Origin of the sequence: uncultured Agrobacterium sp., from assembly GCA_913777615.1 — a bacterium.
GTDB lineage: Bacteria > Pseudomonadota > Alphaproteobacteria > Rhizobiales > Rhizobiaceae > Agrobacterium.
Genome location: CAJYTK010000006.1, coordinates 188347 through 209447, shown reverse-complemented (window position 1 = coordinate 209447; position 21101 = coordinate 188347). Strand labels below are relative to the sequence as shown.

Genomic DNA, 21101 nt, shown 5'->3' with positions numbered 1-21101 from the left:
ACTAGAACTGACCAAGATTGATCGCGTGGGGATCCGGGTATGTGGTTTTGGCTCAAACGAGGCATCGCGGTCGCTGTGCTAGGATATGTGGCTTACGGTGTATGGGACTACTACCGTGCCGGCTACTTCACCCGCCCGGATATGCCTGAAGGGGCATTTTCGATCTCCTACAAGAGCGGTCTCAGAGCGATCCTGGTTGATGTCGAAAACCACCAGGAGAGCCGCAGATATCTCGGGTATCCCATGGATGTCCCGTTCTATCTGAAAGATGCCTGGGTGAAATGCAGCCCTCCGACAGAGGAGGAAAAACCGAATGTCGAGACATTCCTGGCCGAGCGTAGTATGCCGGGCCAGCGGTTAGAGGCCGTATGCCGCATTCAGGCTGACAACGATACCGTTGTCCGGGGACTGATCACCAGCGTTCCGCGTCTGTAAAGCCTCTGATTCCCACGCTTCCTGAGAATTTAGCGGATGTAGATCTGCATGTTTTCTGGACCATTCGCGGCTGTTCGGAGGAGCCGGAGATGACCGAAGACCAGATCCCCTGTTCCTGCGGGCAATAGCGAACGGCGCGGTCTACTACGATACGGCCCTGAAAATCGACCCGGCAACCGGCCTGAAAAGGCGAAGCCAGTTCCGCATACGTCATGACAAGCTTGTACGGATGTACCATCAGAGCGAGTTTGTTGAACTGGATGTGGGGCTAGGACACACATCAATGTAGTCGACGGAAGCTGGATCTTACCTGACGCTGTTGCGATTGAGTGAGCTCTGGACCAATAGGCTCTGTTGTATCTGCTTCTCGTCCAGCTTCAAATTCAGCGGGCATCAGTATTGGCTTTTGCTCTTGAAAGGATCAGGACCGTCGGCCCTGCCATTGGAATGGAGCTAACACGCTGAAATTGCTTATCCACGGGCCGACAGTTCGTCTTACGCCAATAGATGGTATAGCGCGTGTTGCAGATATCAATCCCGCTTCGGCAACGCTATAGAAGAGATGCGTTTCGCTGGACCGAATCGGTCCAAAGTGACGCAACTTTTTTCTCAGATCGCATTGTTCGCTCTTCAGGCTTTCAAATTATCGCATTTTGAAAACAAAGATGCTTTCTGACGCTGTAAGCCGAAACGGACGCTGATGAAGCACTCAAGGCGGCCGCAATTCCAGCTGCTTGACCGGTGACAAAGGCTGTACCCATGACTCTCAAAGAACCATAGGCAGCAGCATCTGCGCCAGCGACCCTACCCGCGAGGAACAGATTATCCGCACCGACAGCTTGGATGGCTCCCATTGGTATATCAGCAAAGCCGTCGCCGCCAAGATCGACGAAATGTGCCCGACCGGGTGCCTCGTGAACCTCCATGGGCCATGCAGCACGCCCGATGCCATCTTCGCGACGGTCACCTTCGCGTAAAGCGGTAGCGGTCAAATCGTTACGCGAATGCGGACGGCGTGTCTCGCGAATACCTATCTGTGGCCCCGTGGCCGAGATGAACGCGTTTTCGAAGCCAGGCATCTGCCGGAGCAATTGCAAATTCCGCCAAGCTTGCCGTCGTGCCTCGCGTTCCGCATTGCCCAGACTGGCACCGCTCAAACCATCGGTCACAAGATCGATCGTCATCCACCAATAATCGTTCGACGTCGGCAGCCGCAACATGACGCCGCCGTCGGTTCGATGAATTGGAACATCTGAGCAAGCGTTGTGCTCGGCGATCAGTTGCGTCATCTGCTCGCGGTCGAATGTCACACCCGCTGAAACGCCACCGATACGAACGGGCATTGACGCGGGTTGGACGTGATCACCAGCGCGGCTGTCGGTCGTCATCTCAAGTCCCGCATGCGACGCTAGAGCAGCTTCACCGCTGGCATCTACAAACGCGGCTGCGGTGATCCCGTAGCTACCGGCATGGTCAGTCACCGTGATGGCGCCAATTCCACTCGGCTTCGTGGACACCGCAGTGACGCGACTGTGCAACAGGGTTTCGAGGCCATTCATGTCGGTCAATTGGTCGAATGCAAGCTTGACCGCCTCGGGGTCCAGCATGACAATCCAGTTGCCGCTGCTAGATCGTATCGGAGCGATATCCTGGCCAATCTTCGCAAGCATAGCCAGCAGTTCGACACCGATTCCTCCAACTGCAAAAACAGGCTCAGGACCTTTCAGGAAGAAGCCGCAGTAGGCTAAAACCAACGAATTGGCAGCCGCTCCGCCCAGGAAACCGTATCGCTCGATGAGTGCGACTTTCGCACCCATGCGGGTAGCAGCTACAGCCGCGCTCATTCCGGCCGCGCCACCTCCAACGACCACGACGTCGTATCGTCCACCTCGGGCTTTAGACATCAGTTGGCACTCCACCGAATATGCCCATCACTTTTCCAAGCGCAAAAAGTTGAGATTTGGCCATTTCCTCACCCGTCTGAATTTTCAGCAGCCGAGCTTTCGCAAGTGTGAGCATCGGCGTCATTTTCGGGCTCGTCACGACATCAGCCACCAGACCTTCTGGTGGCACCAATGCCAGCGTTGAGTAAGGTACCGGCAGTGGATCGTCATGCTGCATACCCGACGAAGACGCGTTGACGATAAGATCGAAGGCGCGCTGGGGTACTGCTCCTGCCAAAATAGAAACGGCTGGGAAAGCGCTGGACAGACGAGCACAGAGACTGGCGCCACGAGCCTTGTCGCGATCGGAAATAAACAGATGCGAAACGCCTTCGCGTGCAAGCGTGTAGCTAATCGCACTGCCAGCAGCTCCTGCTCCGACCACCAGCACGACTTTGCCATTGGAAGCGAAACCCTGCGCCCTTAAGGCTGTGAGGAAACCCTCGCCGTCGGTCATGTCGCCAGAAAGCCGTCCATTCGGGTGACGCCTCACCACATTCGCAACACCGAGAAACTGCGCTGTTGCACTGAGCTCATCGACCAGCGCGGCGACTGCTGCCTTGTGCGGAATGGTGACGACGAAGCCATCCATATTCTGCCAGCCACGCACCGTCGTAACGAAATCGGCAACGCGCTCCGGGGCGAGATCGATGGGGATCATTACCCTATCCACACCCTCATCGGCAAAATATCGGTTGAAATTACCCGGCGATTTCACTTGGACAATGGGTGATCCGATGATCGCCACCACCCGTGTTTCGCTTCCGATCACAAAGCTCCCTCCCAATTTCGGAGCGACGATATGAGACCATTGCCTATTGACGCCAATATAACTTTAAACCCATCCTATAACTTGGATTTATAGAAGCAATGCGAGCACGGATGCCAAATCCCAAACTCAGAGAGCGGCAGATCGAAATTTTTCGCACGATCATGGCGACGCATTCGTTGACGGCAGCAGCCCGTCACCTTGGTGTTTCGCAGCCGAGCCTGTCGATTGCCATCAAGCGTCTCGAAGACCAACTTGGTATCGCGCTATTTGCACGCATTTCCGGCCGACTGGTGCCGACTCAGGAAGCGGAACTGATCTTTACCGAGGTCGAGCGCGTCCACCAGCAATCCGAAATGCTGTCTGATGTCATCTACTCGATTGCTCGAGGCGACGCCTCTGTCTTTCGGTTCGGCTCGACGCCAAGTCTTGGCATGCGATTGGTTCCGAAGGCATTGAGACGCCTGCAACTGGAAGGGGCTGCGGGCACCTACTACAGTGACTCACTATCGCAGCGCGATGTTCGCGACTACCTGCTGTTCGGCCAGGGTGCCTGTGTTGCAACGATCGCAGAGGTCAACGATCCGGTGATAGAAACGGCGAAAATAGCCAGCGCCGGTCTCGTCTGTGTCCTCCCGAATGATCACGCGCTGGCTGGCTGTAAATCAGTAACGCCGCTGGCGCTTGCTGGTGAACCGCTGATCTCTTTCGGAACCACCACCACACATGGTCTTCTGATTGACGAGACCTTTCGGCGTTGGGGCATATCGAGAAACACGGCGGTCTATGTGCATTTTGTCGAGGCCGCACTATCATTCGTCACAGAACGCATTGGCATCACGATACTCGACGCATTTTCCGCTATCGATTGCGAAGCAAACGGGCTCGTGGCAATACCGATCGAGAAAAGCGTCAGCGTTTCCGCCTACGTCCATATCTGCCATCTTCGCCCGCGACAGAAGGGCGTAGACAGACTGATCGAGGCGCTGAGGAACATAGCCGCAGTGACCTCACACGCTTAAAAGGTACAGTTAATCAATGTATAGACGCGCCAACGAGCTGTTTCCAGGCTTTGAAGAAAATCGCATCGAAACGCCCGACATCAGTTTCGCCGTTCTGACAGCCGGCAGCGGTCCCGTGATCCTGCTTTTGCACGGCTATCCGCAAACCCGCTCGGCATGGCACCGGATCGCGCCGGTACTTGCCGAAAACTATACCGTCGTTGTTCCAGACCTCCCGGGCTATGGTGAAAGCCGCGTCACTGGCAACTGGCAAGGAATGGGTTCCAAACGTCGCATGGCGAAAAGCCTGGGAGAAATGATGCTGGCGCTAGGACATCTCCGGTATGCTGTCGTTGGTCACGACCGTGGGGGCAGGGTTGCCTATCGCATGGCGCTTGATTTTCCAGAAACGATCACGGCACTCGTCTCGGTCACCGTCGTCCCCACACCGGAAACGTGGGAAGGTGTCAGCAAAGCCTTCGGCATGGGAGCATGGCACTGGTTCATGATGGCCCAGCCCGCGCCTCTACCCGAAAAACTGATGGCCGCGGATCCGCGTTTTCTCATCGATCTCACGCTCGGCAAAATGGCTGAGAATATTGAACGGATCGATCCACTGGCGTTGGAAGACTACAGGTTCGCATTCGACAATCCCGATGTTCGCCACGCCATGTGTGAGGATTATCGGGCTGGTGCCGCAACAGACGAAACTGACGATCTTGCTGATCGCATGTCAGACCGCAAAATCCAGGTACCTGTCCTTTTATTCTGGGAGAAGGATAGGCTCTATGGCGGCGGTCGCGAACCACTCGATATATGGGCAGACTGGTCATCTAAGGTTCAAGGGAAGGGCATTGGTGGTGGTCATCTGCTGCCGGAGACCGCCGCCAGCGAAATGCTCGAAGATCTCCTGCCATTCCTTGAAAAGGCGATCGATGTCCCAGGACAATTATGAAACTTCGATGGCCCAACGGCCTGATGACGGTCTCCTCAGCCTTCGGCAGATGGAGGTTTTCCATGCGGTCATGCAGGCGCGCTCCATCACTGGTGCCTCAAAGGTTCTTAATGTCTCTCAACCAGCGCTGAGCCGTACGATCCGTCGAATCGAAGACCTGCTTGGCATTGCGCTTTTCACACGCGACCGCAACGGTCTTGTCCCTACATCCGAAGCACTTGAGATTTATGCCGAGATCGACCCGCTGATACGGCAACTGACGGGCGTCGGCACCCAGATAGGCCGCATCGCACGCGGTGAAACGGCTGTATTCCGGGTTGGATCGACAGCCAGTGTGGCGCGCGCGCTGGTGCCACAGGCTCTAAGAACATTGTCCGTCGAGGTGCCCGGTATCGAGCTTTTCTTCGACGTACTTCCGGTAGACCAGATCGAGGAATACCTGATTACCGGACGCGGAGAAGCGGTTGTGACGATCGCCACGCCAGATCATCCGCTCATTGCTATCGAGCACGTGGGGCGGGTCGATCTGGTCGCGGTCATTCACAAGGATCATAGCCTTGCAATGACGCCTGTCATACGAGCGGCCGATCTGGCGGATATGGATTTTATAGCTTTTGCCCCAGGCGGCGCTCATCAGACAGTCGTCGATCGATTTCTCAATCGCGAGAAATTGAAAGTCAATACGCGTGCTGTTGCGCGATTTTCGGACACCGCACTGGCGCTAGCGAATGAAGCAATGGGCATCGTGCTGGTTGACTACGTCACCACGCTCGGACCCGTCGGCAGCAACCTCGTCGTTCGGCCCATCGAAGACGCCCCACAATTCTCGATATCGGTTCTATGGAACCGCCGCCGCTCGCATTCCGCCAATCTGCGCAAACTCACTGAAATTCTGTCTCGCAGATTGGCCGACCTGCCGCCGCTCGCCTGATTGAAAACAACCATCCGCATGCCTCAAGGGCATGGGAGACATAATCATTGTTCGTTGTCTTGCTTTTCAGCCGGTGGCAATAAGAGCGAATGGCGTCTCGGACACGTCATCTTTGGGAGGAGAAACAGAATGAATATATTTTTGAGCCGCCGTCAGGCGCTTATCGGCATGGGCGCACTCGGCAGCGCTGCGGCTTTCGGTCTGCCCGCACGCGCTGCAACCCGCAATCTTGCAGTGCTTCACCTTGCCAGCCATGCGCCAAGCTTCATTGCTTTCGAGCGCGGCTATTACAAGGAAGCTGGACTGGATATACAGCTGAAGTTCTTCGAAGCCGCTCAACCGATGGCCGTCGCGATCGCCTCCGGTGATGCTGACTTCGGTGTAACCTCAATGAGCGGTGGTCTCATCAGTCTTGCCCAGAAAGACGCCATCAAGGTTATCGGCGGCGCATTGACCGAGGAGAAGGGCGTCACCGGCGCAATTATACTTGCATCGAACAAAGCCTATGAGGCGGGTCTCACTGACCCGTCCAAGCTGTCCGGCAAAAGCTTCGGCATCACCACGGCAGGCTCCTCGTTCCACTTCATGGCGCACAAGATTGCCATCGCAAACAACATCAAGCTGTCGGATATCGAACTGCGCCCGTTGCAGAAACTGGGGGCCATCGTCGGAGCCCTGACCACAGGTCAGATCGATGCATGGGCGATCCAGCCGAACGTCGCCAAGAAGATGATCCGCGAGGGTGCCGCGAAGCAGATCGGTCTGGTTTCGGATTACGCGCCGGATTATCAGGTCACCACCGCCTTCACCTCGACCAAGAATGCGGCCAGTGAACGCGAGATGACGGCAGCGTTCGTCAAAGCCTATTCACGCGCAATTGACGATTACAACGCCGCCTTCGTAGACAACACGGCTGACGATGCGGAACGCGACGCTCTGGCGAAAATCGTCCACAAATATGTCGAAAGCGATAGCCCGTTCGACGCTGCCAAGCAGAATCTGATCGATGGCGCCATGCGCATCAATGCAGGGTTGGCACTGTCGCTTGGCAGCTGTGTCGAGCAGCTCGAATGGTTCAAGGCAGAAGGCATGGTCAAGGACGCAATTACGAACGAACAGCTGTTCGAGACGTCCTACGTAAAAACCATTTGATCAGCCAGTTATTATCGCGGAGGCCTAACGGCCTTCGCATGGAGGAACCATGGATCTGAAGCTGAAGAACATCAGCCATTTCTACGGAGCCGTAGAGGTTCTGAAAGATATTTCACTCAATATTCCGCAAGGGCAGATCATCTGTCTGATCGGGCCATCCGGTTGTGGCAAATCGACATTGCTTCGGTTTCTCGGCGGCCTTGAACGACCAAGTTCAGGCGAGGTGCTGCAGATCGGGAATCCTCCACCCGGCTCACTCAATCCCCTCACCTACGTCTTCCAGCATTTCGCCCTGCTGCCCTGGCGCACTGTAGAAGGCAATATCCGGCTTGTGCTCGAAGATCACAAGCTCAGTCGGCTCGAAATGGACGAGATCGTCACAGACGTTCTTGACCGTACCCGCCTGACGGATTTCCGCACGGCGCTTCCCAAGCAACTTTCGGGCGGCATGCGCCAGCGTGTCGCGATCAGCCGGGCACTGGCAGTCCGTCCCGCGGTGATGCTGATGGACGAGCCGCTTTCAGCACTCGACAGCCAGACGCGCGAGCTTTTGATGGATGACCTTGTCGCGTTGTGGACACGTCAGCCGTTCACGTCCGTCTATGTGACCCACAATCTAAACGAGGCAGTGCGGCTTGGCCACCGAGTCGTCGTCCTTTCCCGTCGACCAGGCCAAATCCGCGAAATCGTCGATATCGATATCCCGCTGTCCGACCGCCATCTTGGCGATCCCGTGCTGGAAGAGAAGCAAAAGCAGCTCTGGGACCTGATGCGCGAAGAGGCCATGGCCGCAGACAAGGAGTTGGTCAATGTCTAACGTCACCACACTTGCCAACGCTGCCGGAACATCCGGCGACGACAGGAAAGAAATCAGAACTGCTCCGGTACGCCCCGTCGCATTTCGCGGCGGCGGCTTTGCGCCGATCCCAGTGCGCGGTTTGGGCATCGCCGTGTTCGTGGTCCTGATCACCCTTGCTGAGATTGGAACGCGCAGCGGTTTCATTTCAAACCTGACACTGCCGCGCCCCTCCGCCGTACTCGATACTTTCGTGCAGCTCTGGCAGACTGGATTGCTCTTGAAACACCTGCTGCCATCGCTTCAGCGGCTGTTCATCGGCGCATTAATGGGCATCGCTGTTGGTATATCGATCGGCGTGATGATCGGCCTTTTCAGCTACTTTCGCGCAGGGCTGGTGCCGCTGGTCGCGGCGCTGTTTCCAATCCCGAAGATTGCGCTTCTGCCGCTATTCGTGATCTGGTTCGGCATCGATGAGACGTCGAAATACGCCCTGATTGCTTTCGGCACATTCACGCCAACCGTGGTCGCGACTTACGGCGCCGTCGACAATGTCGATCGCACCCTGATCCGTATGGGCCAGAGTTTCGGGCTAAGCTGGTGGTCGATCGTTCGCAAGATTGTCCTGCCTGGTGCGTTCCCTGCCATCCTGTCGGGCCTACGGGTGTCGATCTCGATTGCCATTATCCTCCTCGTCGCGGCCGAAATGCTTGGTGCCCAATATGGTGTCGGCTCCTACATTCTCGAGGCAGGTTCGCTCTATGATCTCGAAAAGCTGTTTGCCGGTGTCACTATCCTCTCTGTCATGGGCCTGATCGTGAACTTCGCAATCGGACAGGTCGAGAAGCGCTTTTTAAGCTGGCGCGGCTAATACCTGCACCTTATCAATGGAGATTGAATATGCTGGCATTGCAAAAAGTCCGGCCCGGCAGTGGCGTGCACTTCAATACGATAGCCAAGCCTGAAAACATTGCCGCTGGCGAGGTGTTGATCCGTGTGCATTTCGCCGGCATCTGCGGGACCGACCTGCATATCGCCCAATGGACGCCGGGCTACGAGTCGATGGAAAGTGCCATGCCCGTCACGCTCGGCCACGAATTTTCAGGCACGATAGAACAAGTCGGAAAAAACGTCCCAGCCGACGTGATCGGAACCCGTGTCACCGCCCGACCCTCTACAACATGCGGCCATTGCGAGGCCTGCCTGAAGGGCGACGAAGATAATTGCACTTCACGCAAGGGCGTTGGCATTGGCCGAAACGGTGCGTTCACCTCCTATGTCTGCGTTCCCTACAGCAATTGTCACACGCTGCCGGACAGTCTCGATATGGATATCGCTGCGCTAACGGAACCGATGACTGTCTGCGCAGAGGCCGTCGCGACGACCGAGGTTGCGGCAGGTCAGACCATACTCGTCATTGGGCCGGGCTTCATCGGCCAGGGTATAGCAATCCTGGCGCGCTCGCGCGGCGCGAAAGTCGTCATCATGGGCCGCGATGATGGGCCACGTCTCAAAAACCTTGCCGCTGCTGGTTTTCAGCATCTGATCGATACTAGCGATGTCGACATTGAAACCGCGCTTTCCAAATTTGCTCCGTTCGATGCGATCATCGAAGCGGCAGGTGTGCCGACGCTGGTCGCCGCTACCTTGCCATTTCTTAAGAAGCGCGGAATTTTCACCGTCGTCGGCATCCATCCCAGACCCGCCGAGATCGATCTTACAACACTTGTGCGCATGCACCAGCAAATACGTGGATCCTATCGAGCCCCCGCAGCCGATTGGGACGGCGTCATCGCCTTTCTTGATGGCCATCAGGATTTGATACGGCAACTGATTTCGCACACCCTGCCACTAATTGACGCTCTCACCGGCTTTCAGGCTGCGCATGATCATGTCGCCTCCAAAGTGATTTTACATATGGGAGAGGTTTGATGGTCGCAGCCATTCTCGCGCTCTGGAACGATTATCCGGCAGACCTCGCCGAAGAGTACGCATCATGGCACACGTTCGAGCACGTGCCCGAGCGTTTGACCGTACCAGGCATGGAGGCCGCACGCCGTTACGTGTCGGCCAGCCAAATCGAAACCTATTTCACGCTCTACGATCTTGAGGATATTAGCGTGATCGAACACCCCGCTTATATCGACCTCGTACGCAACCCCACCCCCTGGTCGCTCAAGATGCGTCGAAATTTCTCAAAGGTCCTTAGAATTCCAGGCAAGATCGCGGCAACTGGAGGAAAAGGAATTGGTGGAGCCGCGAACGTTCAGGCTTACTCCGTAGATCGAGGCAAAGCGCAAGCATGGGTGCGCGCACTCGAGACAGAGTTGTACCATTTGATCACGCAGTCCCGTCTAATTAGCTTCAGAGTAGCTCTCGCCGAACCAAACCAGATTTACGAGGTTTTTTCGCAGGACGAGAAGACCGACCCGGACACTCTCAACGTGGTGGTAATCGCCGAAGGCGAATCCGTTCAATCGCTTTCTGCCGTGCAGAACATATTAACTGAGCAGATCCTCGCCACGCTCGAACCTCAGAAAATTCTGCGCAACGACCTTTTCACGATGTTAATCAGCTATCGCGGCGACGAGTTTCCAACAGACCGATCGCAAATCGATTCGACCAGAGTTTCAAACCGTCAGTCAGATTTTACGGACCCATGACCTGTCCGTTCATACGTATCGCCTTGAGCCGAATCGAACTTACGACAGCGCTGTTGTTTTACGTCGATCTCATCCAGACTCTTCAGGTTGTCAGAGACTCAGAATCCCAGTTCTTAATCGCGTTCGTCGGTGCCTCGTCAATCATAAGAGGACCGCCTCGAATTTCGGAATGCTGTTGTCCTCGCATATCTTCTTTCGTCTCGCTGCAAAAGTGTGGGTCTGCACAAGGTGAAAACAGCAGTGTAGTGGCTCACGATCAACCCGCAGACCTGACAAGCTCTGCCCTTCTATCCCGCTACGGCACTTGCGGTCTCTCTGGCCACAGCTTCCGCTCATGACGTCGTCAAGCCTGGACTTGCGTACCACACGAAGAATGCAAAGGTGACGCTGGTTTACCAGCATCCCCTCCCGGACGTTTCCGGAAAGAGCGTGAAGGGCGTCCTCGTCGAATACGGCCCCGGCGGCTACAGTTCGGCTCATACGCATGCAAAATCCGCCTTGACCTATGCGACGGTTCTCGAAGGCGCCATCCCAAGCGCCGTGAACGGTGGCGAGACGAAGACTTTCATCGCCGGGCAGAACTTCACCGCGCTGCCGGGCGACCGCCACAACGTCAGCGCCGACGCCAGCAAGACCGAGCCGGCGAAGCTACTCGCCGTCTTCGTAGTCGACACCGATGACACCGCCCTGACGACGCCGCGCAAGCCGTAACGCTAGCTACCAGACCTACCTAATAAACTACTGCACAAGCAACGACGGTTTACTCGGCGAACGGAGAACCGTGTCCACGAGAAAGGAAAACGATATGACCCGCATGAACTGGTCCGAAGTCGCCCCGGACGGCGCAAAGGCGCTCTTCGGCGTCCATCACTACGTCACCAAGAAGACGAACCTGCCTGAAGAGCTGATTCATCTCGTCTTCCCGCGCGTGTCGCAGATCAACGGCTGCGCCCGTTGCATCGACATGCATAGCCGCGACCTACGCAAGACGATGTCGGTAGACAAGATCACCTCGTCCCGGTGTGGGACGAGGTGCCTCACCTGTTCAGCGACCAAGAACGTGCCGCTCTCGCCTGGGCCGAGGAGGTGACCAACGTCAGCCAGACCCACACCTCGAACGAGGCTTATGCCGCGGCCGCGACAGCCTTCGAACCGAAGGATCTCGTCGATCTGACGATCACGATCGCCGCGATGAACGCCTTCAACCGCTTGGGCGCGCCATTCCGGCGTCCGGTGGCGGCCAAGGCCTGATCAGCGTCCGGTCATCGCTCGACGAGCACCCTGCCGTTCCGGACAGGTCGACAGGGTGTTCCGCTCACAGAGGCAATCCCAGCATCCGCGTCGCCATCTCCCAGAGCCGGACCGCGTTGTCCTCATCAACGGCGTATCTCGCCACGCCTTTGAAGGGCCCAGGTCCCCGCTCGTCAACGACCGAGGCCTCCTGGCAATCGTCGAAATATCGACCGGAAATGCCTTCAACGAGCGGCGAACCCGCCAGCAGCACCGACGTGGCTGCCCCCTGCTCTATTGTCTTGCGCAAATGCTCGGGGGTTCGCAGGCCTCCGGTGTGCTTCTGGAGCCCCGTGGCAATCGCTCCGGGATTGAGCGCGTTGGACGTTATCCCGTCGCTGACCCAGTTCTTGGTGATCCCGACGGACAGCAGGATGCAGGCTGTCTTCGATTGCCCATAAGCAAGCAGCGGATCGTATGGAATGAAGCGGAAGTCCGAATCGTCCCAGAACACGGGCGCGAACAGGTTGCCGGTCGAGGCGACGGAAACGACACGGGCACCATTTGCCTTGGCCAGATGCGGCCGCAGGCCAAGGGTCAGCGCGAAATGCCCCAGATAGTTCGTGGCAAACTGCATCTCCCGCCCTTGCGCAGTCCGCTGCAATTCCGGAATGGCCATGACGCCCGCATTGTTGACGAGAAAGTGCAAAGGCTCGTTCCAGTTCTCCGAGAATTGCTGCACGGAAGACAGATCCGCGAGGTCGAGGCGCCGAACGCGCAGTTGAGCCTCGGGCATACTCTTTTTCAGCTCAGCGACTGCCTTCTCCGCCTCATCCGGGCGGCGGGCCGCAATCGTCACAGCAGCTCCCGCGGCCGCGAGAGCGCGGCTCGTCTCCAGCCCGATGCCAGCGGCGCCACCGGTTACGATGACGTTCCGGCTGGCGAGGTCGACGCCTTCCAGAACGTCGGCGGCCGTAGATGAAAAGCCAAACTGTATCGGTAAAGTCATGGTTTTACTCCTTCAGTAATCGACTTGTCCCGAAGATAAGCGCATGGCATTCATGAACTAGATGACCACCGTTATACGCAATGATGAGATAATTCGAACAGTGGGCTTGCTCCCTCCTGGCGAGCTAGCGGCCTTCCTTGCCGTCGCCGAGCACGGAGGTTTTCGCGCTGCGTCCCGAGTTCTGGGCCAGACGCCGTCGGCACTAAGTCACGCAGTCGCCGGACTGGAGAAGCGTCTCAAGGTAAAGCTCTTCCACCGTTCGACGCGGAACGTATCGCTGACTGAACCGGGCCGAAGGCTTGCAGAGCGGCTTTTGCCCGCGATCGGGGAAATAGGACTGGCCGTTGAGGAACTGCACGAACAGGCCGCCTCGCCGTCCGAGCTTGTTCGGATCAACTGCGACGCCAACGCCGCCGAGCAAGTGCTGATGCCGCTGCTGACCCGCTTCATGAAGCTGCAGCCGGCAATGCGGTTTGAGATCCGGTCCGAGGGAAGACTGGTCGATATCGCTGAAGGAGGTTTCGACTGCGGCATCCGCGCGGCCGAACTGGTTCCTGGAGAGATGGTTGCCATCCCGATCGGTCCGGACCAGCAGCATATCGTCGTGGCGTCGCCCGCCTATCTCGACAATGCGCCACCCGTGGAGAGTCCGTCCGACCTAGCACTTCACCAATGCGTCCAACTCCGCTTGGCGGGCGGGTCGATCTATCGCTGGGAGTTTCAGCGCCGCGCCGAGGAGGTCGTCGTATCGACGACCGGAAACCTGGTCGTTGACCAGTCCAGACTTCTTCTCGCGGCGGCACTGGACGGTTGCGGGCTTGCCTATGTGACGCGGTGGATGGCGGCTGACGCACTCTCCGACGGGAGACTTAGGCAGGTGCTAGCGGAGTGGACGCCGCCCTATCCTGGCCTCTGCCTTTACTATCCGAGACACCGCCATATCGGAGCGGGAATGCGCAAATTTCTCGACTTCCTGAGGAAGGCAACGGACATACACGCCAAAAATGGTTGAAATATCACACAGTTCATCTCGGGGAACATGTCGGCTTACGTATATTATAACCCGCTTACGAGCGCCGACCCACAACCGCCGTCAAATCCGACATGCGTGACCGCCGTTGGGGACCTATCGTCGGACATTCAGAAATTCGCCTCCTAAATCCCGAAAACAGTGGTGTCTACGGTGCTCGGCCCTTTTCCTCCATGTTCTGGGGCAACAGAAACAAACCTGTCTCAACCAGTTCAGGTCGAAAAGACAATACAATGGCTCTCAAGGATATGTTGGCCAGGTAATTTTTTAGACGGCGGCATTTTTCTGTGAAGTCATGCCTGACCGACAGATTTTGGCCGATGTCGATCGGATCAAGCGACATCGGCCTTTTTTTCAGGCACCGACGGGGATCGGGTTATCGACGATGCTGCGATTGAACGCTTCAAAGAAGCCATGTTCTTTCGCGCCCGGATTGTCGCGCAGGGGCTTGATGGCGTCGACGATCACTTCGGGCGCATCCGTGCCAAGCGCGGCGAGCGTCTGCTCGATAAAATCTGGTAGCGGCATGGCGCGCGGATCACCGCTTTTGTATATCAGATCGGTGTCCACCCATGGCGGAGCGATTTCCTGCACGCGAACGCTGGTGTCGCGAAGCTGAAAACGCTGCGACAGGGCGAACGAATGGAGTGCCGCCTTCGTCGCCGAATAGATCGCATTTGTAGCGATCGGAACGAAGGCAAGCACGCTGCTAGTATACAACACGGTTGCCTCTGGCCTCGTCTTCAGATGTTCGATCAGCGCCGAGGTCACACGGATGGGTCCGAGCAGGTTGGTGGCGATCAGGTCCTGCGCGACGGCGTCGTCAACCGGGCCAGAAACATCGTCAAAGGGCATGAAGCCGGCATTGTTGAACACCACATTGAGGTCGGGATAGTTTTCGATCAGTTGCCGCGCGGCGGACTGGATGCTGTCGAGGCTAGACACATCTAGCGTGATCGCCGCCATGCCGGGGTTGGCTGAGGTCACTTCGTCCAGCAACGCGGTACGCCGCCCGGAGATGATCACCTTGTTGCCGAGGCGATGGAGAGCTTCCGCAAGGCCGCGTCCGATACCGCTCGTGCCGCCGGTGATGAAGATGGTATTGCCAGTTAGTTTCATAGGATCAATCCTTCATTCTGGAAAGGGTTCGACGCGTTCAGGCTGCCGTCGTGAAGCGCGGAGCCGGCCGGGTGGCGGAGAGCTGTGGGCCAAGGGCGAGACGTGCCGCCTCATAGGCGTTCCACAAATCGATATCCCGAAGCGCGGGGATTGTGCTGGTTTCGCCCTGATCGAGCCCGGCAAGCGCGGCATCGACCATGTCTTCCGCCTGCATCACGATTTCGGTGGGAAGATGCTCGACCGGCAGGCCGCCGAGAGCCCAGAAATCGGTCCGTGTCGCGCCGGGCAGAACAGCCTGGGCGCGGATGCCGCGGCCTGAAAGTTCGTGGTTGAGCGAAGTTGTGAACGCCTGGACGAAAGCCTTTGTCCCGCCGTAGACGCCGTTGAGCAGTTCGGGCGCAACCGCCACGATCGAGGCGATATTGATCACCGTGCCGCCGCCGCGCGCTACGAAGCCGGGCACTGCCGCGTAGGTCAGGCGCATCACGGCGGTCACGTTGAGGCGCACCATTGCTTCCATGCGATCGACATCGCTTTCCAGCAGCGTCGTGTGGGTGCCAATACCGGCATTGTTGACCAGCGCCGTGATGCTGTTGTCTTCGCGCAGCACCTTCTCAACGCCCGCCAGATCGGCGACGTTGCCCAGATCGGCGGCAAGCACTTCGACGGCACGGTTCGTCTTGTCCGAGATCGCCGAGGCAAGCATCTGAAGCTTGTCCCTGTTACGGGCAACGAGGATCAGGTCGTAGCCGCGCGCGGCAAGACGGTCGGCATAAATCGCGCCGATGCCGGTGGAGGCGCCGGTGATGAGTGCAGTTCCCTTGGTGGTCATCGGTCTGTTCCTTGTTTGTGGAGAAAGCGCCATCGCTTTCGACAAGGACGTTATGGACCAAATGACATTTGTCCGATATGACGTATAAACTACGTTTTTCGGACATAGAGTTTGGAGGGCCGAATGCCTCACGTTTCCATGGTACTGACGCCGGGCTTCCAGTTTCTGGCGCTCGGCGTGCAAGCGGCTTTCGAGCTGGCCAATGTGTTGAGGGATGAAACTTATTACACCCTTTCGATCACCTCGGTCGAAGGCGGACCTGTCATGTCATCCAGCGGTTTTTCCGTGCCAACGACCAGGCTCGACGATGTGGGACAGGTGGATACGCTGCTTCTTCTGGCGGGTCTCGTCCCCCCTCCGCAGCAGGATGAGGCGACTCTTGCGACGTTACGCGATTTGGCCAAGGGATCGCGACGGGTCGCGGGGCTCTGCACCGGATCGTTTCTGCTGGGGCAGATGGGCTTTCTCGACGGTCGGCGCGCCACCACCCACTGGTCCTATGCCAAGGAGATGCGCAGGGCCTTTCCAAATGTGCGGGTTGAGGACGACCGCATCTTCATCAACGAGGGACCGGTCTGGACATCGGCCGGCCTGACTGCGGGCCTGGACCTAGCCGTGGCATTGATCGAGAAAGATCTGGGACGTGACGTGGCAAGCGCTATCGCCCGAAGACTTGTAATGCATCATCGCCGCGCCGGCGGCCAGTCGCAGCATTCTGAATTGCTTCAACTTTCACCCAGCAGTGACCGCATTCAAAAGACGTTGATCCATGCGAAGACCCATCTCGCCAACCCTTTGACCGTGGAGGAACTGGCCGAGGTTGCGGCCCTCTCGCCTCGCCAGTTCAGCCGGGCGTTCCATGCGGAAACCGGCCAGACGCCCGCCAAGGCCGTCGAGCAAATCCGCCTTGAGGCCGCTCGCCTTATGATCGAGGAGACCCGTCATCCCATGGAGAAGATTGCGCAGGAAAGCGGTTTCGTTGATTTAAGGCGAATGCGCGATGCATTCATGCGCCAATACGGACAACCGCCGCAGACGATCCGGCGGCTGGCAAAAGCCGACTGAGAATAGCTGCGGAGGTGAAGCTCTTGAAAGGAATCGAACCACAAAACTCTGATCCGACCCGAAGGGCTCCTCTTCACCACGTCTACGACACTCGCTTCACTCCAGTTGAATGAAATATATAGATGCGGTCGGCCCGGCCAAGCTGGTCGTAGCTGCAGCAATTGACTTGGCTTTCTAAATGTTTCATCTGAAGAGCCGTGGTCAGGCTAAGCCGATGTCAGTTCCATTTTGATCGTCTCGGCCATCATGCTCATGACCGTCGCAGAAACCCGATCGCGACCAGTGGCTTTTGCTATGTACAATGCCTGATCGGCAGATTGAAACAGTGCCTCCTGTCCAGCTTCGCCTAGAGCAGTGGTGACACCGAGGCTGATCGTGATGTGCCCTTGCTCATGTCCGGTGTGGGTTATGTTCAATGATGACACAGCTGCCCTGATGACCTCCGCACAGTGTAGAGCACCGGAGGCGTCGGTGTTCGGCAGGAGCACGCAGAATTCCTCGCCTCCATACCGGGCGCAGCTATCGGCTGGTCGGCGAATAGCGCCGGAAATTGCAGAGGCAATCTCCTTCAGGCAACGATCGCCTTCCACGTGGCCATACACGTCGTTAAACGCCTTAAAATGATCGACGTCGATGAGAATGACTGAAAGTGGTGTGCCCTCTCTCGCGCTCCGCGTCGCCTCAAATTCAATAAGGCGGTTGAGCTCGCGACGATTGTTAATGCCGGTCAGCTCGTCAGTTATCGCCAATCTGGAGAGTTGTTGATTGACAGTTTCCAGCTCAGCTTCAATCGCCTTTCTCTTGGAGATATTGCGCATTGTGAAGACCAAGCCACTTTCGTCAAACATCCTTCGCCCGCTTACCTCAACCCACAGAAGCTTTCCATCTTTTCGGATGACACGGTACTGCTCCGAGCCACCGCTGGCGTTGTCACGCGTCCGTCGGAACAGCTCTCGCACACGCTCGCGATCTTCCTCAAAGACCAGGTCTAAGGGGGCACCGCCGATCAATTCATTCGGCTCATAGCCTAAAACGTCACGGGACGCGCCGGATACGAAGGTGCGGCGGCCAGCAAGATCAACTGCTGTGATCATATCGGCGGTGTTTTCAGCAACGAGTCGAAAGCGGCGCTCGACGTCTTGGGCCGCTCGCAGCTTTGCTGCCGTTTCATTCAAGCTTGTCGCAAGACTGCGAAACTCTTGCGCCTGCCAGTCCTCCATTACCACTCGGCTAGAAAACTCACCCTCACCAAGGCGCTCAGATTTTTGAACCAGCCTCATAAGTGGTCTAAGTTGTGTGTAATAGGCAATAAATGCAGACAGTAAAATCGCGGTGATGAGCGCAACGACAGCGAGGATAATTGACCAACTTGCTCTTCCCTGAACCGCCGCGAATGCATCGGCCTCAGGCTGGCCCAAGGAGACTGTCAGTGAGCTTCCTGTCGCGTCAGCAACCGGCGCAAAGCCAAAGAAGCGATGAACATTGTCAAAGCCTACTGAGAACGTGGTGCCGCCTCTAGGCTGATCCGCGATGGCCTTAATAAGTGGGTGGTTGGAAAATTCGGTTCCAAACGGAACGATTGCTGGCCAGCGGACGAGGACCCGCTGATTGGAAGGCTCGATTAGAGCTACAGTGTGGTTCGTTTCTCCTGCGATAGCTTGAGCGATGTTGTAGAACGCGTCGAGATTGAGTGCACCGAATATAGAAAGCTGTTCGCCGCTCGACGTCGCAGGGAGACGCATCGCGACCGCAACTGTCGGCTTCTTACTGATCGGTCCTATCATAAAACGCCCGACAAGTAGCTCGTCAGGACCGGCCTGTGCAATGCGCAACGCGAGGTCCATATCGCCAAACTGACCTTCCGTCCCCGCTTTGTTGTGGCAAACAATCTTACCCGTCGCGTCTAGCACGCCCATGGTTATGAACATTGGCTGGCCAGCTAAAACCTTCTGGATGAAACTGTCGCAGCGGAGGCGGTCGCTTGCCTGCAGGAGCGGCATGCCTCTAAGGGTGCCTAGGACGACCTTGGCATCCCGGAAAACTCGAGAGAATTTTGCAGCGCCGAGTTCTGCATCGAGTGCCACGTTGCGCCGGGTGGCTTTATCCGCCTCGCTGTAGGAGAAAATAATGCCCGCAGCGATCAGCGCCAGAAATGGCGTAATGGTCGCAGTGATCAACGCCGCCATGCGCGAACGCACGCCCATAGTATTTAGTATCGACATTCCTCGCCTCGAGCAGAGCCTCAAATTCGTCTTTGGTAACACCATCGAGTCAACGAACGGCTAAAATGTTATTCTGGCAGCGATGTTAGCTTGCGTCGAATGCTGCCTTTGTTGGACATTTCTCGCCGCGGTGCTTGCTTGCCTTCACAAACCGGGAAGCCTACTCCTTTCACATCAATGATCATTCGCATCACTGTTTCTCTAAAGGCTCGTTGAGTACCGACCCCTTGTGAACTTGTGCCTGACAGCACTGTATTGGCTGATGCAACTTGAGGGTCCCGCTGTTGGGGAATGGCTGGACCTCCTGCCACCGGAAATAGGGTGAGTGTAAGGGTGTCTGCTCAAGCCAGCGCTCCACGGGATTTGATTACCATATTGCCGGAATCGCTAAAGAACCTAGCCGTAGACGCAATCAAGACGGGCTGATATCAAGCCGAAGAGGTCGTTGTGAATTTTTCTTTAGGGCATGCGCATAAACGATCGTATTAAGAATATATCAATCGACGCTTTGCTGCGGTGGTCCTTTGAACACTCTCTGCGACCATTTTATCGATATCTGATCGTTGCTTTCGTCATTGCGGTCGTTGCTGTCATTCGCAATGTTTTTATTACTGACCTTTTGCCATGGCTTCTTTTCTTACCCTTGATTTTGTTCTGGGGGCTGCTGTTCGGTCGGAATGAGGGCTTTTTCGCCAGCGTCGCCTCTTCGTTAGCAGCCGCGTTTTCGATCGGGAGCCTAACGAACCCTTTTTGGTTGACCGGTGCGCAATGGACAGGCAGCAAACTGTTTGTCGCTGTCACTTCATTGCTTGCGCTGTTCACGACCGAACTGAGAACAGCATACGCATGCGCGGCCAAGCTAGGGCACGTCCATTGAACGCGGAATCGTTTTGAGGATTCCTTTGGTGACGAAATTCTGATTCCTTGCTCCGAGTGGTGATTTGGTCGGAGGGAACATGACTCGAGCTTTTAGCGACGATCTTCGTAGCCGCGTCTTGGCTGCTTCGCGTGATGGTATGTGGGCGCGCTCTGCGGCGGCTCGATTTGGGATCGGAATTTCGACAGCCATCGCCTGGATTGCCAGTGCACGGCAGGGGCAGTTGACGCCAGCGAAACAGGGACGACGCGGCGGCTCGCGGCTTGATGCCCACGAGGATTACATCGTGGGTATGATAGAGGAGGCAAAGGACGTCACGCTCAATGAGATGGTCCTGCGGCTGGCCGAAGAGCGGGCGGTCTCCATTGGCCGCAGCGGGCTTGATGTCTGGCTGCGAAAGCGTGGCTGGACATTCAAAAAAAGACCGCACATGCATTGGAGCAGGAGCGCCCCGACCTTGTGAAGCGTCGTCGGGACTGGTTCGAGGGACAACTTGATCTCGATCCGGCACGTCTCGTCTTTATCGATGAAACAGGCCTGAGTACAAAAATGTCCCGGCTTCGCGGGCGGGCTATTTGCGGAGAGCGGTGCCGTTCCCCGATCCCGCACGGACACTGGAAAACGACGACATTCACCGGAGCACTCAGGCTTTCGGGCATGACTGCACCCATGGTCATCGACGGCGCGATGAACGGGATCGCGTTTCTGGCCTATGTTGAGCAGGTTCTCGTTCGAACCTCGGCACCGGGCGACATCGTCATCATGGACAACCTGCCTGCGCATAAAGCCGAAGGCGTACACCGGGCAATTAAAGCGGCGGGATGCCGACTGCTTTACCTCCCGCCGTACAGCCCAGACTTTAATCCGATCGAAAAGGCGTTCGCTAAACTGAAGGCGCTCTTGCGCGCAAAAGCCGAGCGGACCGTCGATGCACTTTGGGATGCGGTCAGCCAAGTCGTCACAATGTTCGAACCGCAAGAGTGCGCTAATCACTTCATATCCTGCGGGTATGATCCCGAGTAAAGTGGAAACGCTCTAGCCGCCGATGGGAGTCCTTGCGGCCGTCGTGCGG

Annotated in this window: 20 protein-coding genes and 1 pseudogene; 15 read left to right on the top strand and 6 right to left on the bottom strand. The window is 56.9% G+C overall.

Annotation, left to right across the window (positions count from 1 at the left end):
- The first annotated feature begins 39 nt into the window (after positions 1-39).
- The gene (locus QZ862_RS05555; RefSeq protein ID WP_296098050.1) at positions 40-435 is read left to right on the top strand and encodes a hypothetical protein; all 396 of its coding nucleotides are present in this window, start codon (positions 40-42) and stop codon (positions 433-435) included.
- Positions 436-1073: 638 nt separating this feature from the next.
- Here the strand turns inward: QZ862_RS05555 and QZ862_RS05550 are convergent.
- Together QZ862_RS05550 and QZ862_RS05545 are read right to left on the bottom strand one after the other, a co-directional pair.
- A complete protein-coding gene (locus tag QZ862_RS05550) occupies positions 1074-2339 on the bottom strand; it encodes an FAD-dependent oxidoreductase (RefSeq protein ID WP_296098048.1) in 1266 nt (421 codons plus the stop codon).
- Positions 2332-3150: a shikimate dehydrogenase gene (locus QZ862_RS05545; protein WP_296098046.1), complete on the bottom strand. Its 819-nt coding sequence runs from the start codon at positions 3148-3150 to the stop codon at positions 2332-2334. Before QZ862_RS05545 ends, QZ862_RS05550 begins: the two co-directional genes overlap by 8 nt.
- Before the next feature lie 110 nt (positions 3151-3260).
- Between QZ862_RS05545 and QZ862_RS05540 the strand changes: the two genes are divergently transcribed.
- From QZ862_RS05540 to QZ862_RS05495, 10 genes and pseudogenes are all read left to right on the top strand, one after another.
- Positions 3261-4169 (top strand): LysR substrate-binding domain-containing protein, encoded by a 909-nt coding sequence (locus tag QZ862_RS05540; protein WP_296098044.1) that lies wholly within the window; start codon positions 3261-3263, stop codon positions 4167-4169.
- Positions 4170-4185: 16 nt separating this feature from the next.
- Positions 4186-5103, top strand: a complete 918-nt coding sequence (locus QZ862_RS05535) for an alpha/beta hydrolase (protein WP_296098041.1) — start codon at positions 4186-4188, stop codon at positions 5101-5103.
- 7 nt (positions 5104-5110) lie between these two features.
- Entirely contained in the window at positions 5111-6034 is a 924-nt protein-coding gene (locus QZ862_RS05530; RefSeq protein WP_296098039.1) for a LysR family transcriptional regulator, read from the top strand.
- Between the two features lie 129 nt (positions 6035-6163).
- Complete coding sequence (locus tag QZ862_RS05525; protein WP_296098036.1) at positions 6164-7186, top strand: ABC transporter substrate-binding protein; 1023 nt, start codon at positions 6164-6166, stop codon at positions 7184-7186.
- 49 nt (positions 7187-7235) lie between these two features.
- Positions 7236-8003 (top strand): ABC transporter ATP-binding protein, encoded by a 768-nt coding sequence (locus tag QZ862_RS05520; protein ID WP_296098034.1) that lies wholly within the window; start codon positions 7236-7238, stop codon positions 8001-8003.
- The gene (locus QZ862_RS05515; protein WP_296098032.1) at positions 7996-8853 is read left to right on the top strand and encodes an ABC transporter permease; all 858 of its coding nucleotides are present in this window, start codon (positions 7996-7998) and stop codon (positions 8851-8853) included. Before QZ862_RS05520 ends, QZ862_RS05515 begins: the two co-directional genes overlap by 8 nt.
- 29 nt (positions 8854-8882) lie before the next feature.
- Entirely contained in the window at positions 8883-9914 is a 1032-nt protein-coding gene (locus tag QZ862_RS05510; protein ID WP_296098029.1) for an alcohol dehydrogenase catalytic domain-containing protein, read from the top strand.
- Complete coding sequence (locus QZ862_RS05505; RefSeq protein WP_296098026.1) at positions 9914-10645, top strand: hypothetical protein; 732 nt, start codon at positions 9914-9916, stop codon at positions 10643-10645. The genes QZ862_RS05510 and QZ862_RS05505 overlap by 1 nt, the downstream gene beginning before the upstream one ends.
- Before the next feature lie 315 nt (positions 10646-10960).
- Complete coding sequence (locus tag QZ862_RS05500; protein ID WP_296098110.1) at positions 10961-11356, top strand: cupin domain-containing protein; 396 nt, start codon at positions 10961-10963, stop codon at positions 11354-11356.
- A gap of 94 nt (positions 11357-11450) precedes the next feature.
- Positions 11451-11896: pseudogene (locus QZ862_RS05495) on the top strand (carboxymuconolactone decarboxylase family protein).
- Positions 11897-11960: 64 nt separating this feature from the next.
- Here the strand turns inward: QZ862_RS05495 and QZ862_RS05490 are convergent.
- Positions 11961-12884 carry an SDR family NAD(P)-dependent oxidoreductase gene (locus QZ862_RS05490; RefSeq protein WP_296098024.1) on the bottom strand — a complete coding sequence of 308 codons (924 nt, stop codon included), beginning with the start codon at positions 12882-12884 and terminating at the stop codon, positions 11961-11963.
- Positions 12885-12945: 61 nt separating this feature from the next.
- Here QZ862_RS05490 and QZ862_RS05485 point away from each other — a divergent pair, with 61 nt between their 5' ends.
- Positions 12946-13896 carry a LysR family transcriptional regulator gene (locus QZ862_RS05485; RefSeq protein ID WP_296098022.1) on the top strand — a complete coding sequence of 317 codons (951 nt, stop codon included), beginning with the start codon at positions 12946-12948 and terminating at the stop codon, positions 13894-13896.
- A 372-nt stretch (positions 13897-14268) separates the two neighbouring features.
- On the opposite strand, the gene QZ862_RS05480 is transcribed toward QZ862_RS05485, so the two are convergent.
- Together QZ862_RS05480 and QZ862_RS05475 are read right to left on the bottom strand one after the other, a co-directional pair.
- Complete coding sequence (locus QZ862_RS05480) at positions 14269-15033, bottom strand: SDR family NAD(P)-dependent oxidoreductase (protein ID WP_296098020.1); 765 nt, start codon at positions 15031-15033, stop codon at positions 14269-14271.
- A gap of 37 nt (positions 15034-15070) precedes the next feature.
- Complete coding sequence (locus tag QZ862_RS05475; RefSeq protein WP_296098018.1) at positions 15071-15865, bottom strand: SDR family oxidoreductase; 795 nt, start codon at positions 15863-15865, stop codon at positions 15071-15073.
- 123 nt (positions 15866-15988) lie between these two features.
- Between QZ862_RS05475 and QZ862_RS05470 the strand changes: the two genes are divergently transcribed.
- Positions 15989-16930 carry a GlxA family transcriptional regulator gene (locus QZ862_RS05470; RefSeq protein WP_296098015.1) on the top strand — a complete coding sequence of 314 codons (942 nt, stop codon included), beginning with the start codon at positions 15989-15991 and terminating at the stop codon, positions 16928-16930.
- A 206-nt stretch (positions 16931-17136) separates the two neighbouring features.
- Here QZ862_RS05470 and QZ862_RS05465 read toward each other — a convergent pair whose 3' ends face one another.
- Complete coding sequence (locus QZ862_RS05465) at positions 17137-19152, bottom strand: diguanylate cyclase (RefSeq protein WP_296098011.1); 2016 nt, start codon at positions 19150-19152, stop codon at positions 17137-17139.
- A 466-nt stretch (positions 19153-19618) separates the two neighbouring features.
- Here QZ862_RS05465 and QZ862_RS05460 point away from each other — a divergent pair, with 466 nt between their 5' ends.
- Together QZ862_RS05460 and QZ862_RS05455 are read left to right on the top strand one after the other, a co-directional pair.
- Positions 19619-20029 (top strand): hypothetical protein, encoded by a 411-nt coding sequence (locus QZ862_RS05460; RefSeq protein ID WP_296098009.1) that lies wholly within the window; start codon positions 19619-19621, stop codon positions 20027-20029.
- A 79-nt stretch (positions 20030-20108) separates the two neighbouring features.
- Positions 20109-21052 (top strand): IS630 family transposase gene (locus tag QZ862_RS05455; protein WP_296098007.1). Its coding sequence is split into 2 segments (ribosomal slippage): positions 20109-20445 and positions 20445-21052, totalling 945 coding nucleotides; the frame shifts between segments, so codons are not numbered across the junction.
- Positions 21053-21101: the final 49 nt, after the last annotated feature.

What these genes read in the sequence shown, in the direction of transcription:
- QZ862_RS05555 (WP_296098050.1), top strand. Translation starts at nt 40, where the DNA reads ATGTGGTTTTGGCTCAAACGAGGCATCGCGGTCGCTGTGCTAGGATAT.
- QZ862_RS05550 (WP_296098048.1), bottom strand. Translation starts at nt 2,339, where the DNA reads ATGTCTAAAGCCCGAGGTGGACGATACGACGTCGTGGTCGTTGGAGGT.
- QZ862_RS05540 (WP_296098044.1), top strand. Translation starts at nt 3,261, where the DNA reads ATGCCAAATCCCAAACTCAGAGAGCGGCAGATCGAAATTTTTCGCACG.
- QZ862_RS05535 (WP_296098041.1), top strand. Translation starts at nt 4,186, where the DNA reads ATGTATAGACGCGCCAACGAGCTGTTTCCAGGCTTTGAAGAAAATCGC.
- QZ862_RS05530 (WP_296098039.1), top strand. Translation starts at nt 5,111, where the DNA reads ATGGCCCAACGGCCTGATGACGGTCTCCTCAGCCTTCGGCAGATGGAG.
- QZ862_RS05525 (WP_296098036.1), top strand. Translation starts at nt 6,164, where the DNA reads ATGAATATATTTTTGAGCCGCCGTCAGGCGCTTATCGGCATGGGCGCA.
- QZ862_RS05520 (WP_296098034.1), top strand. Translation starts at nt 7,236, where the DNA reads ATGGATCTGAAGCTGAAGAACATCAGCCATTTCTACGGAGCCGTAGAG.
- QZ862_RS05515 (WP_296098032.1), top strand. Translation starts at nt 7,996, where the DNA reads ATGTCTAACGTCACCACACTTGCCAACGCTGCCGGAACATCCGGCGAC.
- QZ862_RS05510 (WP_296098029.1), top strand. Translation starts at nt 8,883, where the DNA reads ATGCTGGCATTGCAAAAAGTCCGGCCCGGCAGTGGCGTGCACTTCAAT.
- QZ862_RS05505 (WP_296098026.1), top strand. Translation starts at nt 9,914, where the DNA reads ATGGTCGCAGCCATTCTCGCGCTCTGGAACGATTATCCGGCAGACCTC.
- QZ862_RS05490 (WP_296098024.1), bottom strand. Translation starts at nt 12,884, where the DNA reads ATGACTTTACCGATACAGTTTGGCTTTTCATCTACGGCCGCCGACGTT.
- QZ862_RS05485 (WP_296098022.1), top strand. Translation starts at nt 12,946, where the DNA reads ATGACCACCGTTATACGCAATGATGAGATAATTCGAACAGTGGGCTTG.
- QZ862_RS05480 (WP_296098020.1), bottom strand. Translation starts at nt 15,033, where the DNA reads ATGAAACTAACTGGCAATACCATCTTCATCACCGGCGGCACGAGCGGT.
- QZ862_RS05475 (WP_296098018.1), bottom strand. Translation starts at nt 15,865, where the DNA reads ATGACCACCAAGGGAACTGCACTCATCACCGGCGCCTCCACCGGCATC.
- QZ862_RS05470 (WP_296098015.1), top strand. Translation starts at nt 15,989, where the DNA reads ATGCCTCACGTTTCCATGGTACTGACGCCGGGCTTCCAGTTTCTGGCG.
- QZ862_RS05465 (WP_296098011.1), bottom strand. Translation starts at nt 19,152, where the DNA reads ATGTCGATACTAAATACTATGGGCGTGCGTTCGCGCATGGCGGCGTTG.
- QZ862_RS05460 (WP_296098009.1), top strand. Translation starts at nt 19,619, where the DNA reads ATGCGCATAAACGATCGTATTAAGAATATATCAATCGACGCTTTGCTG.